This window comes from Streptomyces sp. NPDC023157, from assembly GCF_055560575.1.
In genome coordinates this window covers 259635-280418 of the sequence record NZ_JBVHIL010000007.1, presented here as the reverse complement: position 1 = coordinate 280418, position 20784 = coordinate 259635, and the positions used below count along the sequence as shown (strand labels likewise).

10 protein-coding genes and 1 pseudogene are annotated in these 20784 nt (G+C 71.1%); 5 read left to right on the top strand and 6 right to left on the bottom strand.

The annotated features are described in order from the left end of the window. The first annotated feature begins 11 nt into the window (after window positions 1–11). Window positions 12–635: a TetR/AcrR family transcriptional regulator gene (locus ACZ3ZE_RS25865; RefSeq protein WP_361624748.1), complete on the top strand. Its 624-nt coding sequence runs from the start codon at window positions 12–14 to the stop codon at window positions 633–635. Between the two features lie 34 nt (window positions 636–669). Here the strand turns inward: ACZ3ZE_RS25865 and ACZ3ZE_RS25860 are convergent, their stop codons facing one another. Next, the gene (locus ACZ3ZE_RS25860; protein WP_467260858.1) at window positions 670–1959 is read right to left on the bottom strand and encodes an MFS transporter; all 1290 of its coding nucleotides are present in this window, start codon (window positions 1957–1959) and stop codon (window positions 670–672) included. Next, on the bottom strand, window positions 1956–4016 hold the full coding sequence (locus ACZ3ZE_RS25855) for an alpha-galactosidase (protein ID WP_467260856.1): 2061 nt from the start codon (window positions 4014–4016) through the stop codon (window positions 1956–1958). The genes ACZ3ZE_RS25860 and ACZ3ZE_RS25855 overlap by 4 nt, the downstream gene beginning before the upstream one ends. A 490-nt stretch (window positions 4017–4506) precedes the next feature. On the opposite strand from ACZ3ZE_RS25855, the gene ACZ3ZE_RS25850 reads away from it, so the two are divergent. From ACZ3ZE_RS25850 to ACZ3ZE_RS25840, 3 genes are all read left to right on the top strand, one after another. Then, window positions 4507–6078 (top strand): sigma-70 family RNA polymerase sigma factor, encoded by a 1572-nt coding sequence (locus ACZ3ZE_RS25850; protein WP_467260854.1) that lies wholly within the window; start codon window positions 4507–4509, stop codon window positions 6076–6078. Between the two features lie 399 nt (window positions 6079–6477). Then, complete coding sequence (locus ACZ3ZE_RS25845; RefSeq protein WP_467260853.1) at window positions 6478–8838, top strand: non-reducing end alpha-L-arabinofuranosidase family hydrolase; 2361 nt, start codon at window positions 6478–6480, stop codon at window positions 8836–8838. A gap of 38 nt (window positions 8839–8876) precedes the next feature. Further along, entirely contained in the window at window positions 8877–11501 is a 2625-nt protein-coding gene (locus tag ACZ3ZE_RS25840; protein ID WP_467260851.1) for an RICIN domain-containing protein, read from the top strand. 524 nt (window positions 11502–12025) lie between these two features. Here the strand turns inward: ACZ3ZE_RS25840 and ACZ3ZE_RS25835 are convergent. After that, on the bottom strand, window positions 12026–12352 hold the full coding sequence (locus ACZ3ZE_RS25835; protein WP_467260975.1) for a hypothetical protein: 327 nt from the start codon (window positions 12350–12352) through the stop codon (window positions 12026–12028). On the opposite strand from ACZ3ZE_RS25835, the pseudogene ACZ3ZE_RS25830 reads away from it, so the two are divergent. Continuing rightward, window positions 12237–12850: pseudogene (locus ACZ3ZE_RS25830) on the top strand (ATP-binding protein); the annotation flags it as partial. The gene ACZ3ZE_RS25835 and the pseudogene ACZ3ZE_RS25830 overlap by 116 nt on opposite strands. A gap of 50 nt (window positions 12851–12900) precedes the next feature. Here the strand turns inward: ACZ3ZE_RS25830 and ACZ3ZE_RS25825 are convergent. The 3 genes from ACZ3ZE_RS25825 to ACZ3ZE_RS25815 all read right to left on the bottom strand — a co-directional run bounded on the left by ACZ3ZE_RS25825 (window position 12901) and on the right by ACZ3ZE_RS25815 (window position 20723). Then, window positions 12901–13479 carry a copper resistance CopC family protein gene (locus ACZ3ZE_RS25825; RefSeq protein ID WP_467260849.1) on the bottom strand — a complete coding sequence of 193 codons (579 nt, stop codon included), beginning with the start codon at window positions 13477–13479 and terminating at the stop codon, window positions 12901–12903. Window positions 13480–13661: 182 nt separating this feature from the next. After that, a complete protein-coding gene (locus ACZ3ZE_RS25820) occupies window positions 13662–14639 on the bottom strand; it encodes an NUDIX hydrolase (RefSeq protein WP_361624730.1) in 978 nt (325 codons plus the stop codon). 3 nt (window positions 14640–14642) lie between these two features. After that, the gene (locus ACZ3ZE_RS25815; RefSeq protein ID WP_467260847.1) at window positions 14643–20723 is read right to left on the bottom strand and encodes a hypothetical protein; all 6081 of its coding nucleotides are present in this window, start codon (window positions 20721–20723) and stop codon (window positions 14643–14645) included. Between the last annotated feature and the right edge of the window lie 61 nt (window positions 20724–20784).

Genomic DNA, 20784 nt, shown 5'->3' with positions numbered 1-20784 from the left:
ATGATGGAAGCGTGAATCAAGACCGCAATGCAGGGACGCTGCGCAGGCTGCCGGTCCAGAAGCGCAGCGCCGAACGCTTCGAACGGCTGCTTGACGCCTGCGCCGAACTTCTGGACGAGGTCGGTTATGCCGCGCTGACCACCAAGGAGGTGGCTCGCAGGGCCGACGTGCCCATCGGCACCTTCTACCAGTTCTTCTCCGACAAGGAGGGGCTGATCGGTGAGCTCGCCGTCCGCAACCTGGAGTCCTTCATGGCGCGGGTCGCGGGCCGCCTTGAGCGGGAGGAGCCCGAAGGCATCCCGGGCATCGTGGAGGTGACCGTCGACGAGTTCGTCGTCATGCGCCGGACGATCGCCGGGTTCGGCGTGGTCGACTTCGGCGCGGTGGGACAGGACCACGTCCTGGAGCCGACCCTGGACAACAACACCGCGGTCGCCGGCAGGCTGCGCTCACTCACCGCCTCCCTGACCGGGGGGCAGGACGACGCCGACCTCGACATCGCTGTGCGGGTGGCGCTCGAATGCGCGGACAGCGTGCTGAAGCTCGCGTTCGCCGCCGATCCGAACGGTGACGCCCGGCTGATCGCCGAGTGCAAACGCGTGCTCAACAGCTATCTCGACGACCGGCTCCGATGACACCCGCCGACGGAGCCCAGCGGGTGCTCCCGGCTCAGCGGACACTCCTGACCTTCCAGACCAGGGCCGCGCCCACCACGGACAGGCCTGCGGAACAGAAGAACAGCGAGCGGTAGCCGCCCAGACTGCCGAGCACGACCGAGGCGATGGGGGGAACCAGGACGTACGGCAGGGAGGTCATCAGGTTGGCCAGCGCCATGTCCTTGCTGCGGTCCGCCGAGGCGGGCAGCACCTCAGTGATCAGGGCGGTGTCGACGGACAGGTACACGCCGTAGCCCAGGCCCAGGATGACGGCCGCGACCAGCGTCATGGTCCACGTGGGCGACAGCGCGAGAGGGATCGCGGCGACGGCCATCGTGAGGCCGCCGAGGAAGACCGGCATCCGTCGCCTGCCCAGCCTGTCGGAGAGCCAGCCTCCGAGCACGACCGTCGAGACCGTGGCCACCGAGTTGACGCCGATCACGATGAGCAGGCCGTCGTCGGTCGACCGGCCTGGGAACAACTCCTCGTAGTGCACTACGTCATCCAGGAAGTACGGCAGGTAGAGCGTGCCGAGGCCATAGCCGAGGCCCATGGCGAACCGGGAGCTCATCGCCCAGATGAAGTCGGGGTGCTCGCGCGGGCTGATCCGATAGCCGTCCAGGAAGGTGCGCAGCGAGAACGGCTCGCGTTGCCGTACGGGAAGCGGCGGGTCCTTCAGGGTTGCCGCGAACAGCAGGATCAGCAGCGGAAACGCGGAAAGCAGCAGGTACTGCCCGGAGAAGCTCGCGACCAGGCCGACCAGCAGTCCGCCCACGATCAGGCCGCCGGCCTGCGGGGCCGTGGCCCAGCCGAGGACCATACCGCGCTGACCGGCCGGGACCTGGTCGGGCACCACCGGGGAGAGTCCGGCACCGATGATCATGCAGGCGGCGGACAGTGCGAAGGAGCCGATCGCGACGCCGCCGACCGTCGTCTGGAGGCCGAGGAAGACCAGCACCGCCATGTAGATCAGGGCGCCGACGGCCATCCACGGCCGGCGCCGGCCGAACCGGCTCGTGGTGCGGTCGCTGAGGGCGCCGGCCAGCGGCGCGAGGACGATTCCCGAGATCGCGCCCATCACGCTGACCCAGGCGTAACTGCCGACCTTTCCCGCCGGATCGATCTCGGCGATCTGCTCGGGCATCAGGAGCGTGGTCGGCACCAGCATCGGGATGAACAAGCCGACGTTGCCCAGGACGTACAGGGTGATCCAGCCGCGGCCGACCGGACGGACGGGCTCGGCGGGGGAACCGGGCTGCTCCGGCTGCTCGGGTTGCTCGGACCGCTCGGGGGCGAGGCTCATCGGGGCACTCTCCTGAGATGGACGAGCTCGCTCGTCCAGTCGAAGGCAAGCAACGGCGGCAGGCCGTGGCCGAGCAGGACGGCGCCCGCGTGGACGGCACCGGTGGCCTCGTCCCGGTAGTGGGCCTCGGGGTCGAGACCCTTCAGCCGGGTACGGGCGGCCGACCGCGCGGACGCGGACGGCTGGAACTGGAAGACGACGACTTCGTCCTCGGTGACGTACTGCACCGCGTCGCCCTCAAGCCGGTACTGGACGCCACCGTGCACCACGGGCCGGATGCGCTTGTACTGCTCGACCAGCATCCGGGCCCAGCCGCGATCCTCCTCGCTCCACTTCCTGAGGTCGCCGCCGATGCCCATCGCCCCGGCCATCGAGACATGGAAGCGGTACCGGATGGGCGTCGCACGGGCGGTGAAGGCGTGCGGGCTGTCGGTGACCCAGGCGCCCATGGTGCGGGCGGGCAGCAGCTGACCATGGCCGTGCTGGATGGCGATACGGTCGACAGCGTCGGTGTTGTCCGACGTCCAGACCTGGTCTGCGCGGGCCAGCACACCGAGGTCGGCCCGGCCTCCGCCGCCCGCGCACGACTCCAGGTACAGGCCGGGGCGGGCGGCGCGCAACCGGTCCATCACCTCGTAGACCCCGAGGGTGTGCTCGATCCAGACCCGGTCGGGGTCGGCGGCCCCGGGCTGCCCGGCCTCGCTGAAGGGCCGGTTCATGTCCCATTTGAGGAAGGCCACGTCCAGCTCGGTGACGGTCCTGACCAGCCATTCCACCGCCCACTCCCGGACGTCGCGACGGGCGAAGTTCAGCACGTGCTGGTTGCGCCGCTGCGTACGGGCCCGGCCTTCCTGGTGGAGTATCCAGTCGGGGTGCGTACGGAAGAGGTCGCTGTCGGGGTTGACCGCCTCGGGCTCCACCCACAGGCCGAACCCCATGCCGAGTGAACGGACGTGATCCGCGAGCGGGCCCAGACCGTGCGGGAAGCGGTCGGGGCTCGGCCACCAGTCGCCGAGCCCGGCCCGGTCGCTGGTGCGGGCGCCGAACCAGGCGTCGTCCACGACGAAGACCTCGACGCCGAGACCGGCGGCCAGTTCGGCGAGCTCCCGCTGCTGCTGCTCGCTGATGTCGAACTCGGTCGCCTCCCAGGAGTTGAAGATGAGAGGGCGTTCGGCGGGGCGGGCGGGGAGCACCTGACGCTCGATGTAGGCGTGCCAGCGGCGGCTGGTGCCGCCGAAGCCGTCAGGGGCGTACAGACCGGTGAAGACGGGGGTCTCCAGACGCTCTCCGGCGCCCAGCTTCCAGACCAGCCCCTCGTGCCCGAATCCGCCGGTCCAGGAGGCGTGGCCGTAGGGGTCGCGGCGCAGGGTGATGCGGCGGCTGCCGCTCCAGGCCAGGGCCGCGCTCCAGACCTCGCCGTGCTCCTCGGTGGCGTCGTGCGCGTCGAGCATCAGCCAGGGTCCTGCGTGCGGTCCCGTGATACCGAGGCGGCTGGTGAACACGGTCTCCCCGACGGGCACCCGGTCGCGCTGGAGCTGGAACTCCCGGGCCCATTCGCCCATCACATGGCTCACCCGGTAGTCGTGGCGGGCGGGCAGTGTCCAGGCGGCGGAATCGAACCGGAGGACGTCCACGGGCTCCCCCGCGGTGAGGACGGCCCAGCGCTCGATCTGGTCATGACCGTCCCGGACCCGGTAGTTGAGGTCGAGGTCGAGGGAGCGGACACGGTCGGTGAAGGAGAGCGTGAGCAGGTCGTCCTCGACCGTGTGCGAGACGAACCGCCACTCGAAGCCGCGGACGCCGTCGTCGAACCGGACGGTCAGTGACGGCGCGCCGAACCGCAGACCGCCCTCCACCCCGTACTCCTCACCGCCGGGATCGTCGCCGCCGGGGTCCTCGGCGGGCAGGTCGGCCGCGACCGAGGCGGCCTGTTCCAGGCTCAGCGGCCGGCCCCAGTGCACGTGCCGGGGGACGTCGTCGGCGTCCAACCGGAAGGCGTACGAGGTGCCGGGGGTGCTCAGGAGCCAGAGGCGGGCTTCGGGGTGATGAGTGATCACGTAGTTCCTCAAATGTGAGTCCGACTCATGTTCTGCTCGTACGGTAGGCAGTCGGACCCGCGCTGCCAAGCCCTTGGCGGCCGAAAACCGGCTGGGGTCGACCGGAGGCGCCGCGTTTCTGCCGGCCCGAGAAGTGCCTGATGCCCGGCGCAGGCCGCCGACGATCAGGGCGATGCGCGCATGACGGACCGTTGACCCGCGGTTTCCCTCCCCACGTTTCTGCCGCCCATGCTTCCGGGACGCGCCACGTGGGGTGCGTGGCGATCCTGGGGCCGGCGAAGAAGGACGCCTGACCTGCGGTTTTGCGCGTGCGCTTGATGGGTGGTGCGGGCGTTACGGGTGATACCTTGACGCTGAGATGACGCTCACTTGACGCTCGTTCTGACGTGAAGAAGCTTCGGCCGGTTTCCGGGGCCGCCGATCGCGGCGACAGGTGCGCCACCGCCGTATGCGGCGGATCGCTCCCCTGAAGAAGGTGGGAATGGGGCTCATGGACGCGGACCACGCGGAGCTGGTTGTCGCGGCGCAGGCCGGTGACGATCGGGCGCGCGAGGAGTTGATCGCCGCGTACCTGCCGCTGGTCTACAACATCGTCGGGCGAGCGCTGAGCGGACATGCCGACGCCGACGACGTCGTCCAGGAAACCCTGCTTCGCGTGGTGCGCGACCTGCCTGCCCTGCGTGCCCCGGAGAGCTTCCGGTCCTGGCTGGTGTCGATCACACTCCGCCAGCTCCGTACCCACTGGCACCGGCAACACGTCTTCGCCGACCGGACCACGGTCATCGACGAGGCACACCAGATACCGGACGCCGGCGCCGAGCCCGTGGACGCGACGATCCTGCGGCTGCACGTGTCGGACGAGCGCCGTCGGGTCGTCGAAGCCGGCCGGTGGCTCGACCCGGACCATCGGATGCTGCTGTCGCTGTGGTGGCAGGAATGCGCCGGCCTGCTCAGCCGTGACGACATCGCCGCCGCGACGGGGCTCACGGTCGCCCACGTCGGGGTGCGCCTGCAACGCATGCGCGAGCAGCTGGAACTGTGCCGGACGATCGTCGCCGCGCTGGAGGCCGACCCGCGATGCCGGCAGTTGGACGAGATCGTCGTCGGCTGGGACGGTCTCCAGGCATCGGTGTGGCGCAAGCGGATCGCGCGGCACACCCGTGACTGCCCGGTCTGCATGGGGATGTCGGCAGAGCGGGTTCCGGCCGAGCTCCTGCCACTCGGTCTCGCGACGCTGGCCGTCCCGGCCGCACTGATCGCCGCGCTGGCCGCCAAGGGTCTGCTGTCCGGCACAGCGGCGAGCGCCGCCGGGCTGGCCGCGGCCCCTGTCGCCGTCAGCACGGCGACGGGAGGAGGCGGCCTGCACGGTGCGCTGATCGGCAAACTCCACGCGGTGACCGCTCATCCGCTGGTGAGCCTCGCCACCGGTGCGGTACTCGTCGCGGGGACCGCCACCTACGCGGCCTGGCCCGAACCGGCGCCTCGGGAGCCCGGCGTCATCGCCGCTCCCACGGTCCCCACTCCCACGCCGCTCCCCTCGCGCACCACTACGTCGGCCGGACCGTCCTCGGCGAGTCCGTCCTCGGCGAGTCCGTCCCCGGTGAGCCCGGCCGCCGTCGCAGGCACCGTTCCCCTGGGCGCACAGTCGCTGGAGTCCGCGGACCGACCTGGCCTGTTCGTCACGTATGCGGGCGACTTCGCGACGCTCGGCGGCGTCGCCGCGTCCAGCAGCACGCAGACACGGCAGCGAGTGACCTTCACGGTCATGGGGGGCCTGGCCGACGCACGGTGCGTCACCTTCCGTGCCACAGACGGCCGGTATCTTCGCCACTCCTACCTGCGGCTGCGGCTGAGCACCGGCGACGGCAGCGCGCTGTTCCGTGAGGACGCGACCTTCTGTCCCCGTCCCGGGGCGGTCGCCGGGTCCGTGACCCTGCACGCGCACAACTATCCGGGATCGGTCCTCCGCCACCGCGACGGCGGCATCTGGCTCGACGGCTCCGACGGCACGCGGGCCTTCGCCGGCCAGGCTTCCTTCATCGTGCGCAGCCCCGGGGCCTGAGCACCGCTCCTCGGGCGATCCCGGCCGAGTCGCGCAGTCACAACTGGTGCTCCTCCAGCGCGATCCCGCACGGTTCCCGCCCCGCGCCGTGACCGGCGTTCACCGCGGATCAGTGCGGCGCGTCGCGGGGACGACCGGGCCACGGCATCCGGCATAACGCTTTCTGCCCGAGAGATGCATCACCGGGCAATCCTGCGGGCGGTGCGACTTTTCTGTTACGAGCCTGCGCGCTCGGAAGCCTCCACTTCAGGGGTGTCCTTCCCGCCGCCCGTCACGACGTGTCGGCGCGGCAGGGTCCCGACGTCCCCCACTCACGTATCCCCTGAAGAGAGCCCCTCCCATGACGCAACACACCCACGAACCCAGGGCGACCGGTACGCAGGACCCCCGAGGAGAATCATGAAGGGCCTGCACCGGCTCCGCCGGCGACGCCGGACATGGGCGATAGGACTGTCGGCAACGGCGCTGGTGGCCGGTGTCGTGACGCTCCTCCCCAGCTCCGCCGGAGCCGCTGCCCTGGGAACCCAGGCGGCCCCCTCGGGCAGGTACTTCGGCACGGCTGTGGCCGCCGGCAGGCTCGGCGACCCCGCGTACACCGCGATCGCCGACCGGGAGTTCAACATGATCACCCCGGAGAACGAGATGAAGTGGGACGCCATCGAACCGTCCCGCGGCCGTTTCAGCTTCGGCCCCGCGGACCGGATCGTCGATCGTGCCCTGGCGCGCGGCCAGCGCCTGCGCGGCCACACCACGGTCTGGCACTCGCAGCTCCCCTCCTGGGTCGGCTCCATCCGCGACGCGAGAACGCTGCGCAGCGTGATGAACCACCACATCACCACCGAGATGACCCACTACAAGGGCAAGATCTACGCCTGGGACGTGGTCAACGAGGCATTCGCCGACGGCGGCAGCGGCCAGCTCCGCAGCTCGGTCTTCCAGAAGGTGCTGGGCAACGGCTTCATCGAGGAAGCGTTCCGCACTGCCCGTGCGGCCGACTCCTCGGCCAAGCTCTGCTACAACGACTACAACATCGAGAACTGGTCGGACGCCAAGACCCAGGGCGTCTACCGCATGATCAAGGACTTCAAGTCCCGCGGCGTGCCCATCGATTGTGTCGGGTTCCAGAGTCACTTCGGGACGGGTGGCCCGCCGGCAAGCTTCAGGACCACCTTGGCCGGCTTCGCCGCCCTGGGCGTCGACGTCCAGATCACCGAGCTCGACATCGCCCAGGCATCACCCACCCACTACGCGAACGCGGTCAGCACCTGCCTGGCCGTGACCCGATGCACCGGCATCACGGTGTGGGGCGTCCGTGACAGCGACTCCTGGCGCAGCGGCGAAAGCCCCTTGCTGTTCGACAACAACGGCAAGCCCAAGCCCGCGTACACCTCCGTCATGAACGCTCTCAAGTCCGGATCCGGTACCACCCCGGCCAAGCCGCCGACCGACGGAACCGGGGAGATCAAGGGCATGGCCTCCGGCCGCTGTATCGACATCCCCGACTCCGCCACCGCCAACGGCACCCGGGCGCAACTGTGGGACTGCAGCGGACAGGCCAACCAGCGCTGGACCCACACCGCCGCCAAGCAGCTGAAGGTCCACGACAACAAGTGCCTGGACGCCAAGAGCAAGGGCACCACCAACGGCACCTCGGTGGTCGTCTGGGACTGCAACGGCGGCGCCAACCAGCAGTGGACCGTCAACGCCGACGGGACGATCACCGGCGTCCCGTCCGGGCTGTGCCTCGACGCCGTCGGCGCCGCCACCACGAACGGCACCAAGATCCAGCTGTACACCTGCGCCTCCGTCGACAACCAGAAGTGGACCGCCCCGTTCGGAGCGGGCGGCGGTACGTGTGCCCTGCCGTCGACGTACAAGTGGAGTTCGACGGGTGCCCTCGCACAGCCGTCGAACGGGTGGGACGCGGTGAAGGACTTCACCCACGTGGTGCTGGGCGGCAAGCACCTGGTCTACGCGTCCAGCGCGTCGGGAACCTCGTACGGCTCGATGGCGTTCAGCCCCTTCACGAACTGGTCGGACATGGCGTCGGCCGCCCAGACCAGGATGAGCCAGAACGCGGTGGCGCCCACGCTGTTCTACTTCGCGCCCAAGAAGATCTGGGTCCTTGCGTACCAGTGGGGTGCGTCGCCCTTCGGCTACCGCACGTCGAGCGACCCCACCAACCCCAACGGCTGGTCCGCGCCGCAGCCGCTGTTCACCGGAAGCCTCCCCGACTCCGGCACCGGCCCGATCGACCAGACCCTGATCGCCGACGAGAGGAACATGTACCTGTTCTTCGCCGGTGACAACGGCAAGATCTACCGGGCGAGCATGCCGATCGGGAACTTCCCGGGCAACTTCGGCTCGTCGTACACGACGGTCATGAGCGACACGGCGAAGAACCTCTTCGAGGCGCCGCAGGTCTACAAGGTCCAGGACCAGAACCAGTACCTCATGATCGTCGAGGCTCGGGGTGCGAACGAGCAGCGCTACTTCCGCTCGTTCACGGCCCCCAGCCTGAGCGGTTCGTGGACCCCGCAGGCCGGCAGCGAGAGCAGCCCCTTCGCGGGCAAGGCCAACAGCGGTGCCACCTGGACCAACGACATCAGCCACGGTGATCTGGTCCGCGACAACCCCGACCAGACCATGACCATCGACCCCTGCGACCTGCAGTTCCTCTACCAGGGCAAGTCCCCCACCGCGGGCGGCCCCTACGACCGACTGCCGTACCGGCCGGGTGTCCTCACCCTGCAGCGCTGACCCGCCCGATCCACGGTTACGCAAGGAGAACACCCCCCATGAAGAACCCCACGAACGGCGGGCGCCGCGGGCGTCACCGCCGTCGCTACACCGCGACCGGACTGCTGCTCGGTGTGCCCGCCGTCCTCGTGCCGTATCTCCTGTTCGTGCAGGATCACTCCCAGGCCGCGGCGGTCGACGGCAACGCCTACTACCGACTGGTCTCCGTACGCAGCGGCAAGGCGCTGGACGTCAACGCCTTCTCCACCGCCGACGGCACCCGCATCCAGCAGTGGACCGACCAGAACACCGCCAACCAGCAGTGGCGGCTGCGACCCACCGGTGACGGCTACTACGAGCTGGTGAACCGCAACAGCGGCAAAATGCTGGGCATATCCGGTGACTCGACCGCGCAGGCGGCTGCCGCCGAGCAGCAGACCGACAGCTCCTCCGCCGCCCAGGAATGGCGGATCGACGAGGTGAGCGGTTCCGATGCCGTCACCTTCACCTCCCGCAGCAGCGGTCAGGTCCTGGATGTCTCCGGAGGCTCCACGGCCGACGGCGCGACAGTCATCCAGTATCGCGGCCACGGCAGCACCAACCAGCAGTGGAAGCTGGTGAGGACGGCCGAGACCCCGGCCACCGGGACCGGACCGTACGTGTGGAACAACGCTCAGGTGGTGGGCGGCGGTTACGTCACCGGTCTGGTGTTCAACCCGCGGGAGAAAGGCCTGCTGTACGCGCGTACCGACATGGGCGGCGCCTACCGCTGGGACACCGCGGCCGAACAGTGGATCCCGCTGACCGACGGGCTCGGCGAGAAGGACTGGAACCTGCTGGGCATCGACGCGCTGGCCACCGACCCCGTCGACCCCGACCGCCTCTACCTCGCGACCGGCACCTACACCAACGACTGGGCCGGCAACGGCGCGATCCTGCGCTCCACCGACCGGGGCCGCACCTTCCAGCGCACCGACCTCCCCTTCAAACTGGGCGGCAACGAGGACGGCCGCGGGGCCGGCGAACGGCTCGTGACCGACCCCTCGGACAACCGCACCCTGCTGCTCGGCACCCGCAAGAACGGCCTGTGGCGCAGCACCGACCACGGCGCGACGTGGCGGCAGGTCTCCTCGTTCCCCGTCAAGGACGGGGCGAGCAGCGGCGCGGGCATCTCCTTCGTGACGTACGGTCCGGCCGGCAGCAGGACGATCTACGTCGGCGTCGCCGACAAGTCCACCTCCCTGTACCGCTCCACCGACGGCGGCAGCACCTGGCAGACCGTCTCCGGGCAGCCCGCCGGCCAGCTGCCGCAGCACGGCGTGCTCTCCGGTGACGGTTCGCTGTACCTGACGTACACCGACGCCCTCGGACCCAACGGCGTGACGGCAGGCTCGGTGTGGAAGTACACACCGGCCGGCGGGGCGTGGAAGAACGTCTCCCCGTCCCAGGGCGGCTACGGGTTCTCCGGCCTGGCCGTCGACCCGCGCAAGCCGTCCACGGTGATGGTCACCACGCTCGACCGCTGGTGGCCCGAGGACGAGATCTACCGCACCACCGACGGCGGTACGACGTGGAAGGCGCAGGCCGCGACCTCGGTACGGGATGCCTCCGCCGCCCCCTATGTCGGTCACGGCGTCGGGCACTGGATGACGGCCCTGGCCATCGACCCCTTCGCCTCCGGGCACGTGCTGTACGGCACCGGCAACGGGATCTGGCGCAGCAAGGACGCCGACGCCACCGACAGCGGCGGCACCAGCCACTGGACCGTCGGAGCGCGGGGCCTTGAGGAGACCGCACTGATGGACGCGATCGCCCCGCCCGGCGGGGCCGCCGTCATCACCGCCATGGGCGACCAGGGCGGTTTCCGCCACGGCGACCTGACCAAGGTGCCTGCCGGGCGGCTGACGAACCCGATGATGACCAACAGCACCGACATCGACTTCGCCCAGTCCGACCCCTCGCTGATGGTCCGCGTCGGCCATGGCGGCGCGCAGGACGGCGCCTACTCCGTCGACGGCGGCATCAGCTGGAACGGCTTCACGACGGAACCGGTGGCCGGCGCCCAGGACGGCCGTGTCGCGCTCTCGGCGGACGGCTCCACCATCGTCTGGACCCAGGCCGGCCAGGTCCCGTACCGCTCGGCCGACAAGGGGGCGAGCTGGTCGAAGGCCGGTGGCCTGGGCGCCGACGCCGTGGTCGTCGCCGACCGCTCCTCGGCCAGGACCTTCTACTCACTGGCCGGCGGCACGCTCCATGCCAGCACGGACGGCGGCGCGACCTTCACCGCCCGCGCCGGCAACCTGCCCTCCGGCCGGCTCACGGCCGTCCCCGGCGTCGCCGGAGACCTGTGGATCGCCGGGGGCGGCCAGGGGCTGCTGCACTCCATCGACGGCGGCCGCACCTTCACCACGCTCACCACGGTGAGGTCCGCCTCCGCCCTCGGCTTCGGCAAGGCCGCACCCGGCGCCGACTACCAGGCCCTGTACCTGATCGGCACCGTCAAGGACGTCACCGGGGTCTTCCGCTCCACCGACAAGGGCGCCACCTGGCTCCGCGTCAACGACGACGCCCACCAGTGGGGCAGCATCGGCGGAGTCGGCGTCATCACCGGCGACCCCGACGCCTACGGCCGCGTGTACATCGGCACCAACGGACGCGGCCTCCAGTACGGCGACCCGTCCTGACCCCGACGCCGGAGCGGACGTACGTCCGTGCATGAGCCGGCTTGCCGTCGGCAAGAGAAGCCGCCCTCCTCCCCGGTGACACATCTCGGCCGGAGGGCGGCTTTCTGCTCTCTCTCCTCCGTGCCTACGTCCGGCTTCCCCTGCGCAAGTCCCCGGCCTCCGTCCAGTCGTCCCCGCCACCTCCTTCACCGGCTTCGTCGGTCCGGTCCCACTGCGTGCGGGCAGCTCCAGCCACTCGGCGGGGGTGCACCCGACGATCGCCGGATGGCCGACGGAGCGCCCGAGATTCCGGTCTGGTGGCATGACCCGCGCGCACGAGAAGAAGCCCGACGCCGTCGGCGCCCGCGCGGGCCGATGCCGCACGCCGCTGACGAGGCGCGCGGCAGAGCACGTGGGAAAGGAATCCTGTGAACACCGCATCCGCCCCGGAGACGACGGGTGCCGAGTCCGTGCGCGTCCGCGAGACGCTCAAGGCGCTGTACGGGTATGTCCGCCCGCATCGGATACAGCCGGGCGATCTGATGTCACGGGTGACCTCCGACACCACGCTGCTGCGGGCCGTCAGCACCCAGGCGGTGGTCAACGCCGCGACCGGGACGGTCACGCTGATCGCGGCGGTCGCGGTGATGGCCTTCCTGGACGCCGTCCTGCTCGGCGTCGTCGCGGTCGTCGGCGCGGGTGCCGCCCTGGGCCGTCGACACGGGGCTCGTGGTGCTGTCCGCGCTCGACGCCTGGATCAACCTCCTGGGCGAGGGCACCCCTGTGATGTGGGCCTGCGCCGCCGTGGGCTCCGCCGGACTGTTCCTGCGCAGGCGCTTCCCGATGGCCGTCTTCCTGCTGACGCTGCCCATGACCCTGTTCATGGACGTGGCGGTCGCGCCGATCGCCGCCCTGTACACACTGGTCGCGTCCACCCGAAACCGCCCGCTGCTCGTCGGCTGCGCGCTGCTGAACGCCGCCGCGGGCACCCTCGTCTGGCCGCTGTCCGACGCGTTCGACGGCAACCGGGCCTGGACGCTCGTCCAATTCGTCTACACGCTGGCCACGGCCTTCACACCCGTCCTGCTCGGGCAACTCGTGCAGGCCAGACACGACGTGGCCCGCCGGCTCGTCGAGGTCAAGGAGGCACGGGAACACGAAGCGCCCTCTACGCCCAGACCGTCCTCGCCCGCGAACGCGCCCAACTCGCCCGCGAGATGCACGATGTCGTCACCCACCAGGTCAGCGAAGCCCTCACCAAGGTGCGCAAACACGCCCCCGGCGCCTGCGCCGACGTCTGCCTGTGGCACGACGCGCACCACTTCGGCGTCACCGTCACCAACACCGCCCCCACCCGCCCCTCCATCGCCCGGTCCGACTGAACGCGACGAGCGGCTGTACGGCACCAGGGGCCCCGAGGTCATCGGCCGGTGTCGTCCGTGCTGGTCCCTCGGCGCCGGACCGTGACGATCATGGCTGTGATCAGGCCGATCATGCCGATGCCGAAGCCGATCCCGACGGCTTTGAGACTGGTTGCCGCGCGTTCTCCGGAGGCCACCGCCGAGCGGGAGAGGGTGGGGGACGCGGAGGGCTTCCGGGGTGTGGGTGGGTGGATCGTGAAGGTTGACGCACCTGTCACGGCGTGTCCGTCGGCCGATACGACTCGGTAGGCCACGGTGTAGCGGCCGGCGGCGTTCTTGGGCTTGAGCTTCAGTGTGATCTTGCGGTCCACCACGGTCGGAGCTCCGTCGCCCAGGGCTGTGCCGTCCGGGGCGGTGGCGGTGAGCTGGGCGCCCTTCGGGGCCAGCGGGTCGCTGAACGTGAGCGTGATCGTGGCAGGGGCCGTGGCGAGGACGGCGCCGTTCGCCGGGTTCGAGCCGTCCAGGTTCGTGTGGGCGGCGGCCGGCGGCGCGGCGACCGTCAGCAGGGCCGTGACGGCTGCGGGGAGGACGAGGGAGCGCACTGCCGTACGGGCGGCGTGCGGGTGCCTGATGCGCATGGTGAGGGGGTCTCTCTGCCGGATTCCGGCTCCCGGCGCCCGACCGGGGAGTGTGGGCGCGGGCTGGGATCAGGGTGCTGCGGGTGGTCGGAACGCAGCGTACCGGGCCGTTTCCGGCGTTCACGCACCGGTCGCCGGGGCCCTCGGTGCGGAGGCGGGGGGCTAGTGCGACGCGGTCGTGGCTACATCAGGAGCGGAATCAGGGACAGGCCGAGCCCGACGATGCCGATGACCAGGCCCGCGACCTCCCAGGGCCTGTCCCGGAGGACGTCGCGGAACGACCTGTGCTGGATCGTCGGCAGGCTCCACGGCAGGCCGCTGAGGCTGCCGGGGAGGGACTCGTCCAGGCGGGCCAGGGCGACGACGTTGAGGGTCGCGCCGTCGAGGAGGGCCCCGGGGTCGAGGAGGGTGTTCTCGGGGACCCAGCGGCCGCCGGGGCCGACGGGGATCGCCGTCGCCTCGGTCTCCAGTTGGAAGAAGGTGATCCGGTACTCCGTCACCGCGCCCACCGTCCGGGACAGTTGGGTGACGGGGACCGTGCCCAGTTCCTTCAGCCGGTCCCGGCCCGGGGTGTGCGTGTAACCGGGGAGTTCCTCCTCCAGCTCGCGGACGGCCGCCGCGCGGATGTCGGTGTCCGAGGAGCGCACATGCCCGCCCGGCAGCTGGTACTGGCGGGCGCGGGCGTCGTACAGCAGCAGGTAGTGGGCCCGGCCGCCGCGGCCCCTCAGGCGGGTCTTCACCACGACCTGGGCGACCTCCGTACGGCGCAGCGGGGCGGCGTCGGGGTCCAGGGACAGGCGCCGCTGCTCCGCCAGGTAGAGGAACTGCGGGCCGGACAGTACCTGGCGGCCGGTGTACGGCGGCTCGGCCGTGCCCGGGCGCTCCCAGTTGTCCAGGAGCGACCGGCCTTCCCGTACGTACGAGGCGAGGGAGCGGAGGAAGAAGCGGGCCTGGGGGCTGACCGCCACCACGCCGGCCTCCGTCGCGCGCAGCACACCGAACGCGCCCAGCAGCGCCCGCGCCGTCGACGCCGCCGCCTCGGCGGCCGGACCGTCCAGGCCCGCGCGCCGGCACAGCTCGGAGAGCGGGACCGGGGGCCCGTCGTGGTCCGCGGTGGCGTCGAGGAGTGCGGCTATCGCGGCGCTGTCGGGTTCGGGCATCGGTCAGATCTCCTTGCTCGGGTTGCGGAGGAGCCAGACCCCCGGAGTCGTCTCCCGGGTCTCCCACCCGTACGTCTCGACCAGCCGGCGGAGGGATCGTTTGCGGGTCGCCCTCGTGTACGTCTCGGAGCCCCAGTGCTCCCGCAGTTCGTGGCCCAGATCGGTGAGGGCGATCTCGTCGCCCTCGGGGACCAGCCTGGCGATCAGCGTGCGCAGGTCCGTCGCGATGTCCATGTCCATGCCCACCGCCGCGTTCGCCGCCGTGTCCACCACCGGGGCCGAGGGCTGCGGCGGGGCTGCCGGGCCCGCCTCCGGTGTCGCGGCCGTCCCAGGCGCCCCAGGCGTCCGGTGCGGGACATGTACCCCCGGGCCCGTCTCCTCCAGCCGCCAGCCCGGTTCGCGTTCGACGCGCTTCTTCAGCGACGCGCCGACCTCGGACGTGTACGTGTCTCCTAGGGCGGCCCGGACCATGGCCCCGATGAGCTGGAGCGTGGGCGTCCTGCCCTGCCGGGTGAGTTCGTCCACCGCCTCGGCGAACGCCGCGCCGAAGGAGGACGGGGCGGCGGGCGAGGCGGGGTGCGCCGCCGGCTTCGGGGCGGGCTCGGCGGAGGGCTGGATCACGTGGATCCCGGGGAGGACCTCGTGCAGGGTCCAGGCCGGGTGGCGTTCGATCCGGCGCTTCAAAGAGCCGTCGACCAGTTGGTCGTAGTCCTTTCTGAAGCGCTTCACCAGGGCGCGCTTCACCTTGTAGAAGGTGGGCGCGCCGCCGCCGTTGGCCTGTTTCAGTTCGGCGACCACCTCTGCCAAGGCCTCGCCGAACGCGTCGGTCCGGTCGGGCTGCCGTGGTGCCGCCGGTGTCTCCTTGCGGGGCTCCGGTACGCGGCCGAAGACCGTTCCCGTGGTGAGGGCGAGCATCCTGTTGCCCTGGGTGCCGGTCTGCTTGAGCCACTCCAGTTTCGGCCACAGCCGCCCGAGCGACGCGAGCCCGAGGCGGTCCGCCAGCGGCTTGCCGCCCGTGAAGCGCTCCTCCAGCCACTCCTCCAGCTCACGCGCCGGGATCGCGGGGACGCCCTGGGACAGGCGCTCCTCGACCTCGTACCGCAGATCGTTCGCGACCCGCTCGGCGAGCTGCTCCACCTCCACGACCTCGCCGTCCACCAGGGTCGCCGTCTCGGGGAACAGTTCCAGGCCGCGGGCGTTGCGCCCGCCGTTGCGGTCCATCTCCACCATGAGCGCCCGGACGATCTGACCGCGCACCGGGCCGCCGGCCAGCGGAGTGCGCACGTCGTCGGTCGAGAAGCGGGCCCACCCGTGGTCGACCATGTCGACGATGCCGTGGCCCTCCGCCTTGTTGACGAAGGTGATGCGGCCCAGCTCGGGCGCCTCACCGGAGGACGGCGCCCGCCGCTCCTGGTGGCCCGCCCCGGCCGCCCCGGCGGACCCGTTCGTGCCGTTCCGCAGGCGTACGAGGGGATCGGCGCCGTCCGTCTCGACGTACAACAGGTCCGATTCCGCGAGGAGTTCGGCGACGTCCGCGCCGTCGTACCGGAACCGGGCGGCGACCCGCTCGGCGAGCCGGGACAGCCGGGGTGTGTCACCGACGGTCTGCCACGCCTCCAGGAGCGAGACGCAGAAGTCCAGCTTGCGCTGTCGGGTGAGGGTGACGGCGTGTTCCGCGACCTCGGCCGGCGCCAGCCGCACGGGCTGCCGGGCCGCCAGTGCCCGCGCGGGACCGGCCGGCACGGTCTGCCGGGCTCGCAGCGCGTGGTCGAGGTGGCCCCGCTGTACGTCCCAGGCGCGCGGCCCCTCGGGGCTCAGGCCGAGGAAGAAGTTGACGGGGGTGGTCTCGTCGGCGTCCGGGAGGAACTTTCCCCGGGACGGCACGAAGAAGGCCGAGACCGCGCCTTCGAGCTGGATCCGGCCCGCCTGGGGGCCCCGGATGAAGTCGATGACCCCGTTGACCCGCTGGAGGTGCGTGGTGTTGCTCCAGAAGTTCTCCCGGCGGTTCCACTCGCCGAGGTCGCTGTCGGCGATGAGCGGATACCAGTCGGGGCCGGTGGAGAGCCACAGGTACGAGCGGTTGGAGCGGCCCACCACGTAGCGCTCGGCCTGCTGCTGCTCCACGCGGAAGGCCTCGACGTCGTTGCTGCGCCCGGTGAACCACAGCTGGAAGAAGAGGCAGTACCGGTAGTAGTGCGCGCGCCACGAGGGGAAGCGGTCGGCCCAGAGCTGGAGTTGGGACAGGGCCTCGTCGATGTCGAAGTCGGGAAGCAGTTTGTACGCCTCGAACCAGAGCCGGTAGTCCTCCTCCTTGCAGCCGGTCCTGGACAGGTTCTGGCGGGCCAGTTCCACGATGCGGGCGAGTTCGGCGTGGTCGAGCTCGCGCCAGCTGCGGCCGCCGCGCACGTAGTACGCCTGGGCGAGGGCCCGCTGCATCATGGGGGTGCTGCGGGCGCCGGCGACGGCCAGCTCCCACAGCTCGACGACCGAGTCGAGGTCGCCGTACAGGCGTTTGATGTCGGCCTGGCAGCGGGTCAGGTAGTCGTCGCGCTGGTCGAGCGTGCCGTACAGCTGGGCGGCCTCGTTCAGCAGGAAGTTGGCCTCGGCAAGGTTCTCGGCGACCCACTCGCTGGCGTCGGAGCTGAGCTCGGCGATCGATGAGACGCGCGCCGCGTCCTTGATGGCCTTGGCGACGTCGACGACGGCCTGCACGTGCGTGACGTAGCCGTAGATGTTCTCCGGGTTCAGGTTCCGCGCGGTGGCGAAGCAGTCGACGGTCTGGGCGAACCAGCGGTCGGCGACCGCCATCACGGACTGCACCCCGCGCCGCTTGGCGTCCCGCAGGGCCTGGCGCATCCGGCTGCGGCGCGCGAGCCCGAGGGTGTGGTGGTGCAGGAAGTCCCACTCCGCCAGCTCCACCGCGCGCGTCACGTACTCCTCCGCCTTGTCGAGCTCCCGGTCGAGGCGGTACATCTGGTGCCGGCCCAGGTGGTTCCAGAAGTGCGGTTCGTCCGGGACGTGTTCGGTGAGGGTCTTCAGCACCTGGTGGGCCGAGTTGAGGTCCAGCTGCTCGATCAGCGGGGCGAAGTTGCGCCGGTCCTCGACCCCGTCGGCGGTGCCGCCCTGCCGGTCGACGAACATCTGGCGCAGCAGCACCCGCACCGGGTCGGAGGAGACGTCGGTGGTGCCGGCCAGCGCCTGGATGAAGTCGATCGACAGGTCCTTGAGGTGCTGCTTCCACCGGTCGTCGTTGAGGAGTTCGGCCAGCACCTGCTCGGCCAGGAGCTGGTGCTGGAGGCGCACCCGCCCGTTGCGGACGGCCACCAGCCGGGCCGCCTCGGGGCCCAGTACGTCGGACAGGTGCAGTTCCGCCGACGGTGTGGAGACCCGCATGAGTTTCTGCACCAGCTCGCGCTGGAGCCCCGTGTTGGAGTAGATCGTGGCCAGCGCGAGGTACTGCATCACCTCGCGGGCCCGGCCCCGTACATGGTCCAGGTGGGTGCGGACGTAGGCGGAGAGCTTGGTGAACTCCCGCTCGAAGGTGATCAGTCCGTAGAAGAACGGAGTCCGGTAGCGCTCGTAGGTCGGCGTGCCGAGCAGGCGCAGCTCGTCGATCCGGTGCTGGTCCTGCGTCAGCGACGCGTAGCGGCCGAGGAAGTCGGCGGTCTCCTGGTCGTCGAGGGGCTCCGAGACCTGGAGGGCGCCGCCCCGGTTCGCCTGGGTGATGCCCCGCCTGACGTACAGCACGGTCAGCGGGGTGTTGCGGCGGGCCGACTCGCGGTACAGCCCCTCCCGGTAGGCCTCGCTCAGGTCGCCCGCCTCGGCGACGAGCAGCACCGGCAACTGCGTGATGGTGTACAGCAGATGAAGCCGGTCGGCGACGAGGGGGACGCGCGCCGGGCCGACCGGGACACCCTGCGGGAGCACCGCCACCGGGTATTCCTGGTGCAGGTCCCAGGCGGCACGCAGGGCCGCGGTGGTCCCGCCGGCGCCCGGCCGGTGCTCGACGACCACGGTACGGGTGCGGTGCTGCTTCAGGCTGTCGCGCAGGGCCGCCACCATGCCGTCGTTGACGGCGCGGACCACGTCCCGGCCGGCGTCCAGGTCGTCCCAGCCGATGAGGCCGCCGCGCCAGAACGCGTCGTTGTCGCTCCGGTCGCCGGGCGGCGCGGACGCCTCGATCCCGTCGTGCAGGACCACCAGGTGCTCGCGCAGCTTCTGCATGGTCTCCGGCGAGATCGCCGCCGTGCCGTTGTCGAGAGCGGGCACCGTGTAGTCGAGGTACTCGCCGCTCGTGCCGAGCGTCGCCGTGAGGCGCTCCAGCAGGTCGTCCACGGGCAGCGGGACCCGGACGAGGGGGACGTCGGGGCGCAGGTCGGCCAGGCCCACGTGGACGAAGGTCGCCTGCCCTTCGAGCATCTCGTCCATGGTCTCGATGACCTTCAGCAGCCGGTCCCGGCCCGCTCCCGGCGCGGACTCGGTGCCGCCTTCGAGGACCAGGACGTACACCGGTGTGTCCCCGACGAACTGGTGGAACGAGGAGGTGAGCCGGCGGACCGTGTCCAGGCGGCGGATCACCCACTGGCGGCCCTCCAGGGAGGGTTCCCTGCGGAGTACGGACCCCGCGCTCAGCAGCCAGGCCGTGCCCCGCGCGTAGTCGATCACCGGGCGGTCCTCGGTGAACAGGTGCACCGCGCGCTGTGTGCTGAGGACCGGGCCGGCCCGGTGGTGCAGGCCGTCGCCGTCCGAGGCCGGGTCGAGGTCGACCACCAGCGACCAGGGGATGCGCCCGAGCGCCGAGACGGACGCGGCGCGCGGGAGCTGTTCCGCGACCAGGACCCAGCGGGCGGCCTGCGGGGAGAAACCGGAGACGGTGCCCCAGAAGGACTCCCACAGTTCCTCGCGGACGCGCAGCTCCTCCTCCGGCGCCGCCTGGGGCGCGGGCGCGGCGGGCGGCCGGGCCGCCCGCGTGAAGGTGCGGCGGTACCGCAGGGCGTACCAGCCCGCGTAGGTGAGGCAGAGCCGGGTGCGTTCGTCGTCGGTCGGGAAGCGGCGCGCCCACATCAGGGCGGCGGCCATGCGCACCAGCATGAACTGGCGGCGCAGGTGGTCCACCCGGCCCGGCTGCCGCACCACCCAGTCCAGGATCCCGGCACGGGACCGCTGAAGGAACTCCACGAGCCACTGGCAGTCGTCGGGCACGGACTTGACCGAGCTGTCCTCCGCCGCCTCCAGGCACCGCGCGAGCACGGGGCGCCGGATCGACGGCAGGATGTTCACCAGGACGCTGACCTCCAGGTAGGCGAGGTCGTAGCCGGCCACCGAGCGGCGCGCCTGGTCCACGTCGACGATCCAGAAGGCGTCGTCGTCCGCCTCGACCTCGTCCCGGGGCACGAGGACGTTGCCGGTGTTGAGGTCGCCGTGGCAGATGCCGCCCATCACGGGCAGCCCGCCTTCCTCGGCCTCGCCCAGGACGGTGAGCGGGTTGAGGAAGGCGTGCCCGTCCTCCTGGTGCATCTCGCCGCTGAACAGGGCGGGGACCGTGGCCTCGCACGCGGCGAGCCGGGTCTCGCCCGCGATGTCCAGCAGCAGGTCGCGCGGCCGCATCCGGGTGATGGAACTCGGGTCGGCCCAGGCGTCCATGAGGTCGCGGGCGAGCGTGTGCGCGCAGCGCAGCAGCCCCGTCGAACCGCTGCGGGGCGGCACGTACCAGCTGAGGCTGTCGCCGGCGAGCTGGTGCAGCGACACCACCACGCGGACGTCGTCCTGGTGCCGCTGCGCGATGTGCAGCAGCCGCGGCACGTGCCGTTCGGCGAACGCCGGGTCGGCGCTCCGGATCAGCTGATGGGCCGCCAGTTCGTTGGCCTGGGTGAGGTCTTCCTCCTCCGGGCCGACGCGCAGCACGTACGTGCCCGCCGGAATGTCCCCCGTGTCGCCGCTGATGTCCACGCTGACCAGCTCGGCGCCCGAACGCCCGCCGGGCATCGGCTCGAAGAGGAGGGTCGCCGACGGCAGCCAGAGGCCGAGGGCCTCCCTCGCGAGCTCCTGATGTACGGCATGGGTGAGACGCAGAGTGCTGTCCATGGAGTACCCGCCCCCCGCTCAGGCCGGTCGACGGCCGCTCGCGACGCTCCGTTACTCAGCC

Bases quoted from the DNA above. Each gene is read 5' to 3' on its own strand.
- ACZ3ZE_RS25860 (WP_467260858.1), bottom strand. From the start codon at position 1,959: ATGAGCCTCGCCCCCGAGCGGTCCGAGCAACCCGAGCAGCCGGAGCAG.
- ACZ3ZE_RS25820 (WP_361624730.1), bottom strand. From the start codon at position 14,639: ATGCCCGAACCCGACAGCGCCGCGATAGCCGCACTCCTCGACGCCACC.
- ACZ3ZE_RS25835 (WP_467260975.1), bottom strand. From the start codon at position 12,352: ATGGGCAGCGTCAGCAGGAAGACGGCCATCGGGAAGCGCCTGCGCAGG.
- ACZ3ZE_RS25850 (WP_467260854.1), top strand. From the start codon at position 4,507: ATGGACGCGGACCACGCGGAGCTGGTTGTCGCGGCGCAGGCCGGTGAC.
- ACZ3ZE_RS25845 (WP_467260853.1), top strand. From the start codon at position 6,478: ATGAAGGGCCTGCACCGGCTCCGCCGGCGACGCCGGACATGGGCGATA.
- ACZ3ZE_RS25825 (WP_467260849.1), bottom strand. From the start codon at position 13,479: ATGCGCATCAGGCACCCGCACGCCGCCCGTACGGCAGTGCGCTCCCTC.
- ACZ3ZE_RS25815 (WP_467260847.1), bottom strand. From the start codon at position 20,723: ATGGACAGCACTCTGCGTCTCACCCATGCCGTACATCAGGAGCTCGCG.
- ACZ3ZE_RS25840 (WP_467260851.1), top strand. From the start codon at position 8,877: ATGAAGAACCCCACGAACGGCGGGCGCCGCGGGCGTCACCGCCGTCGC.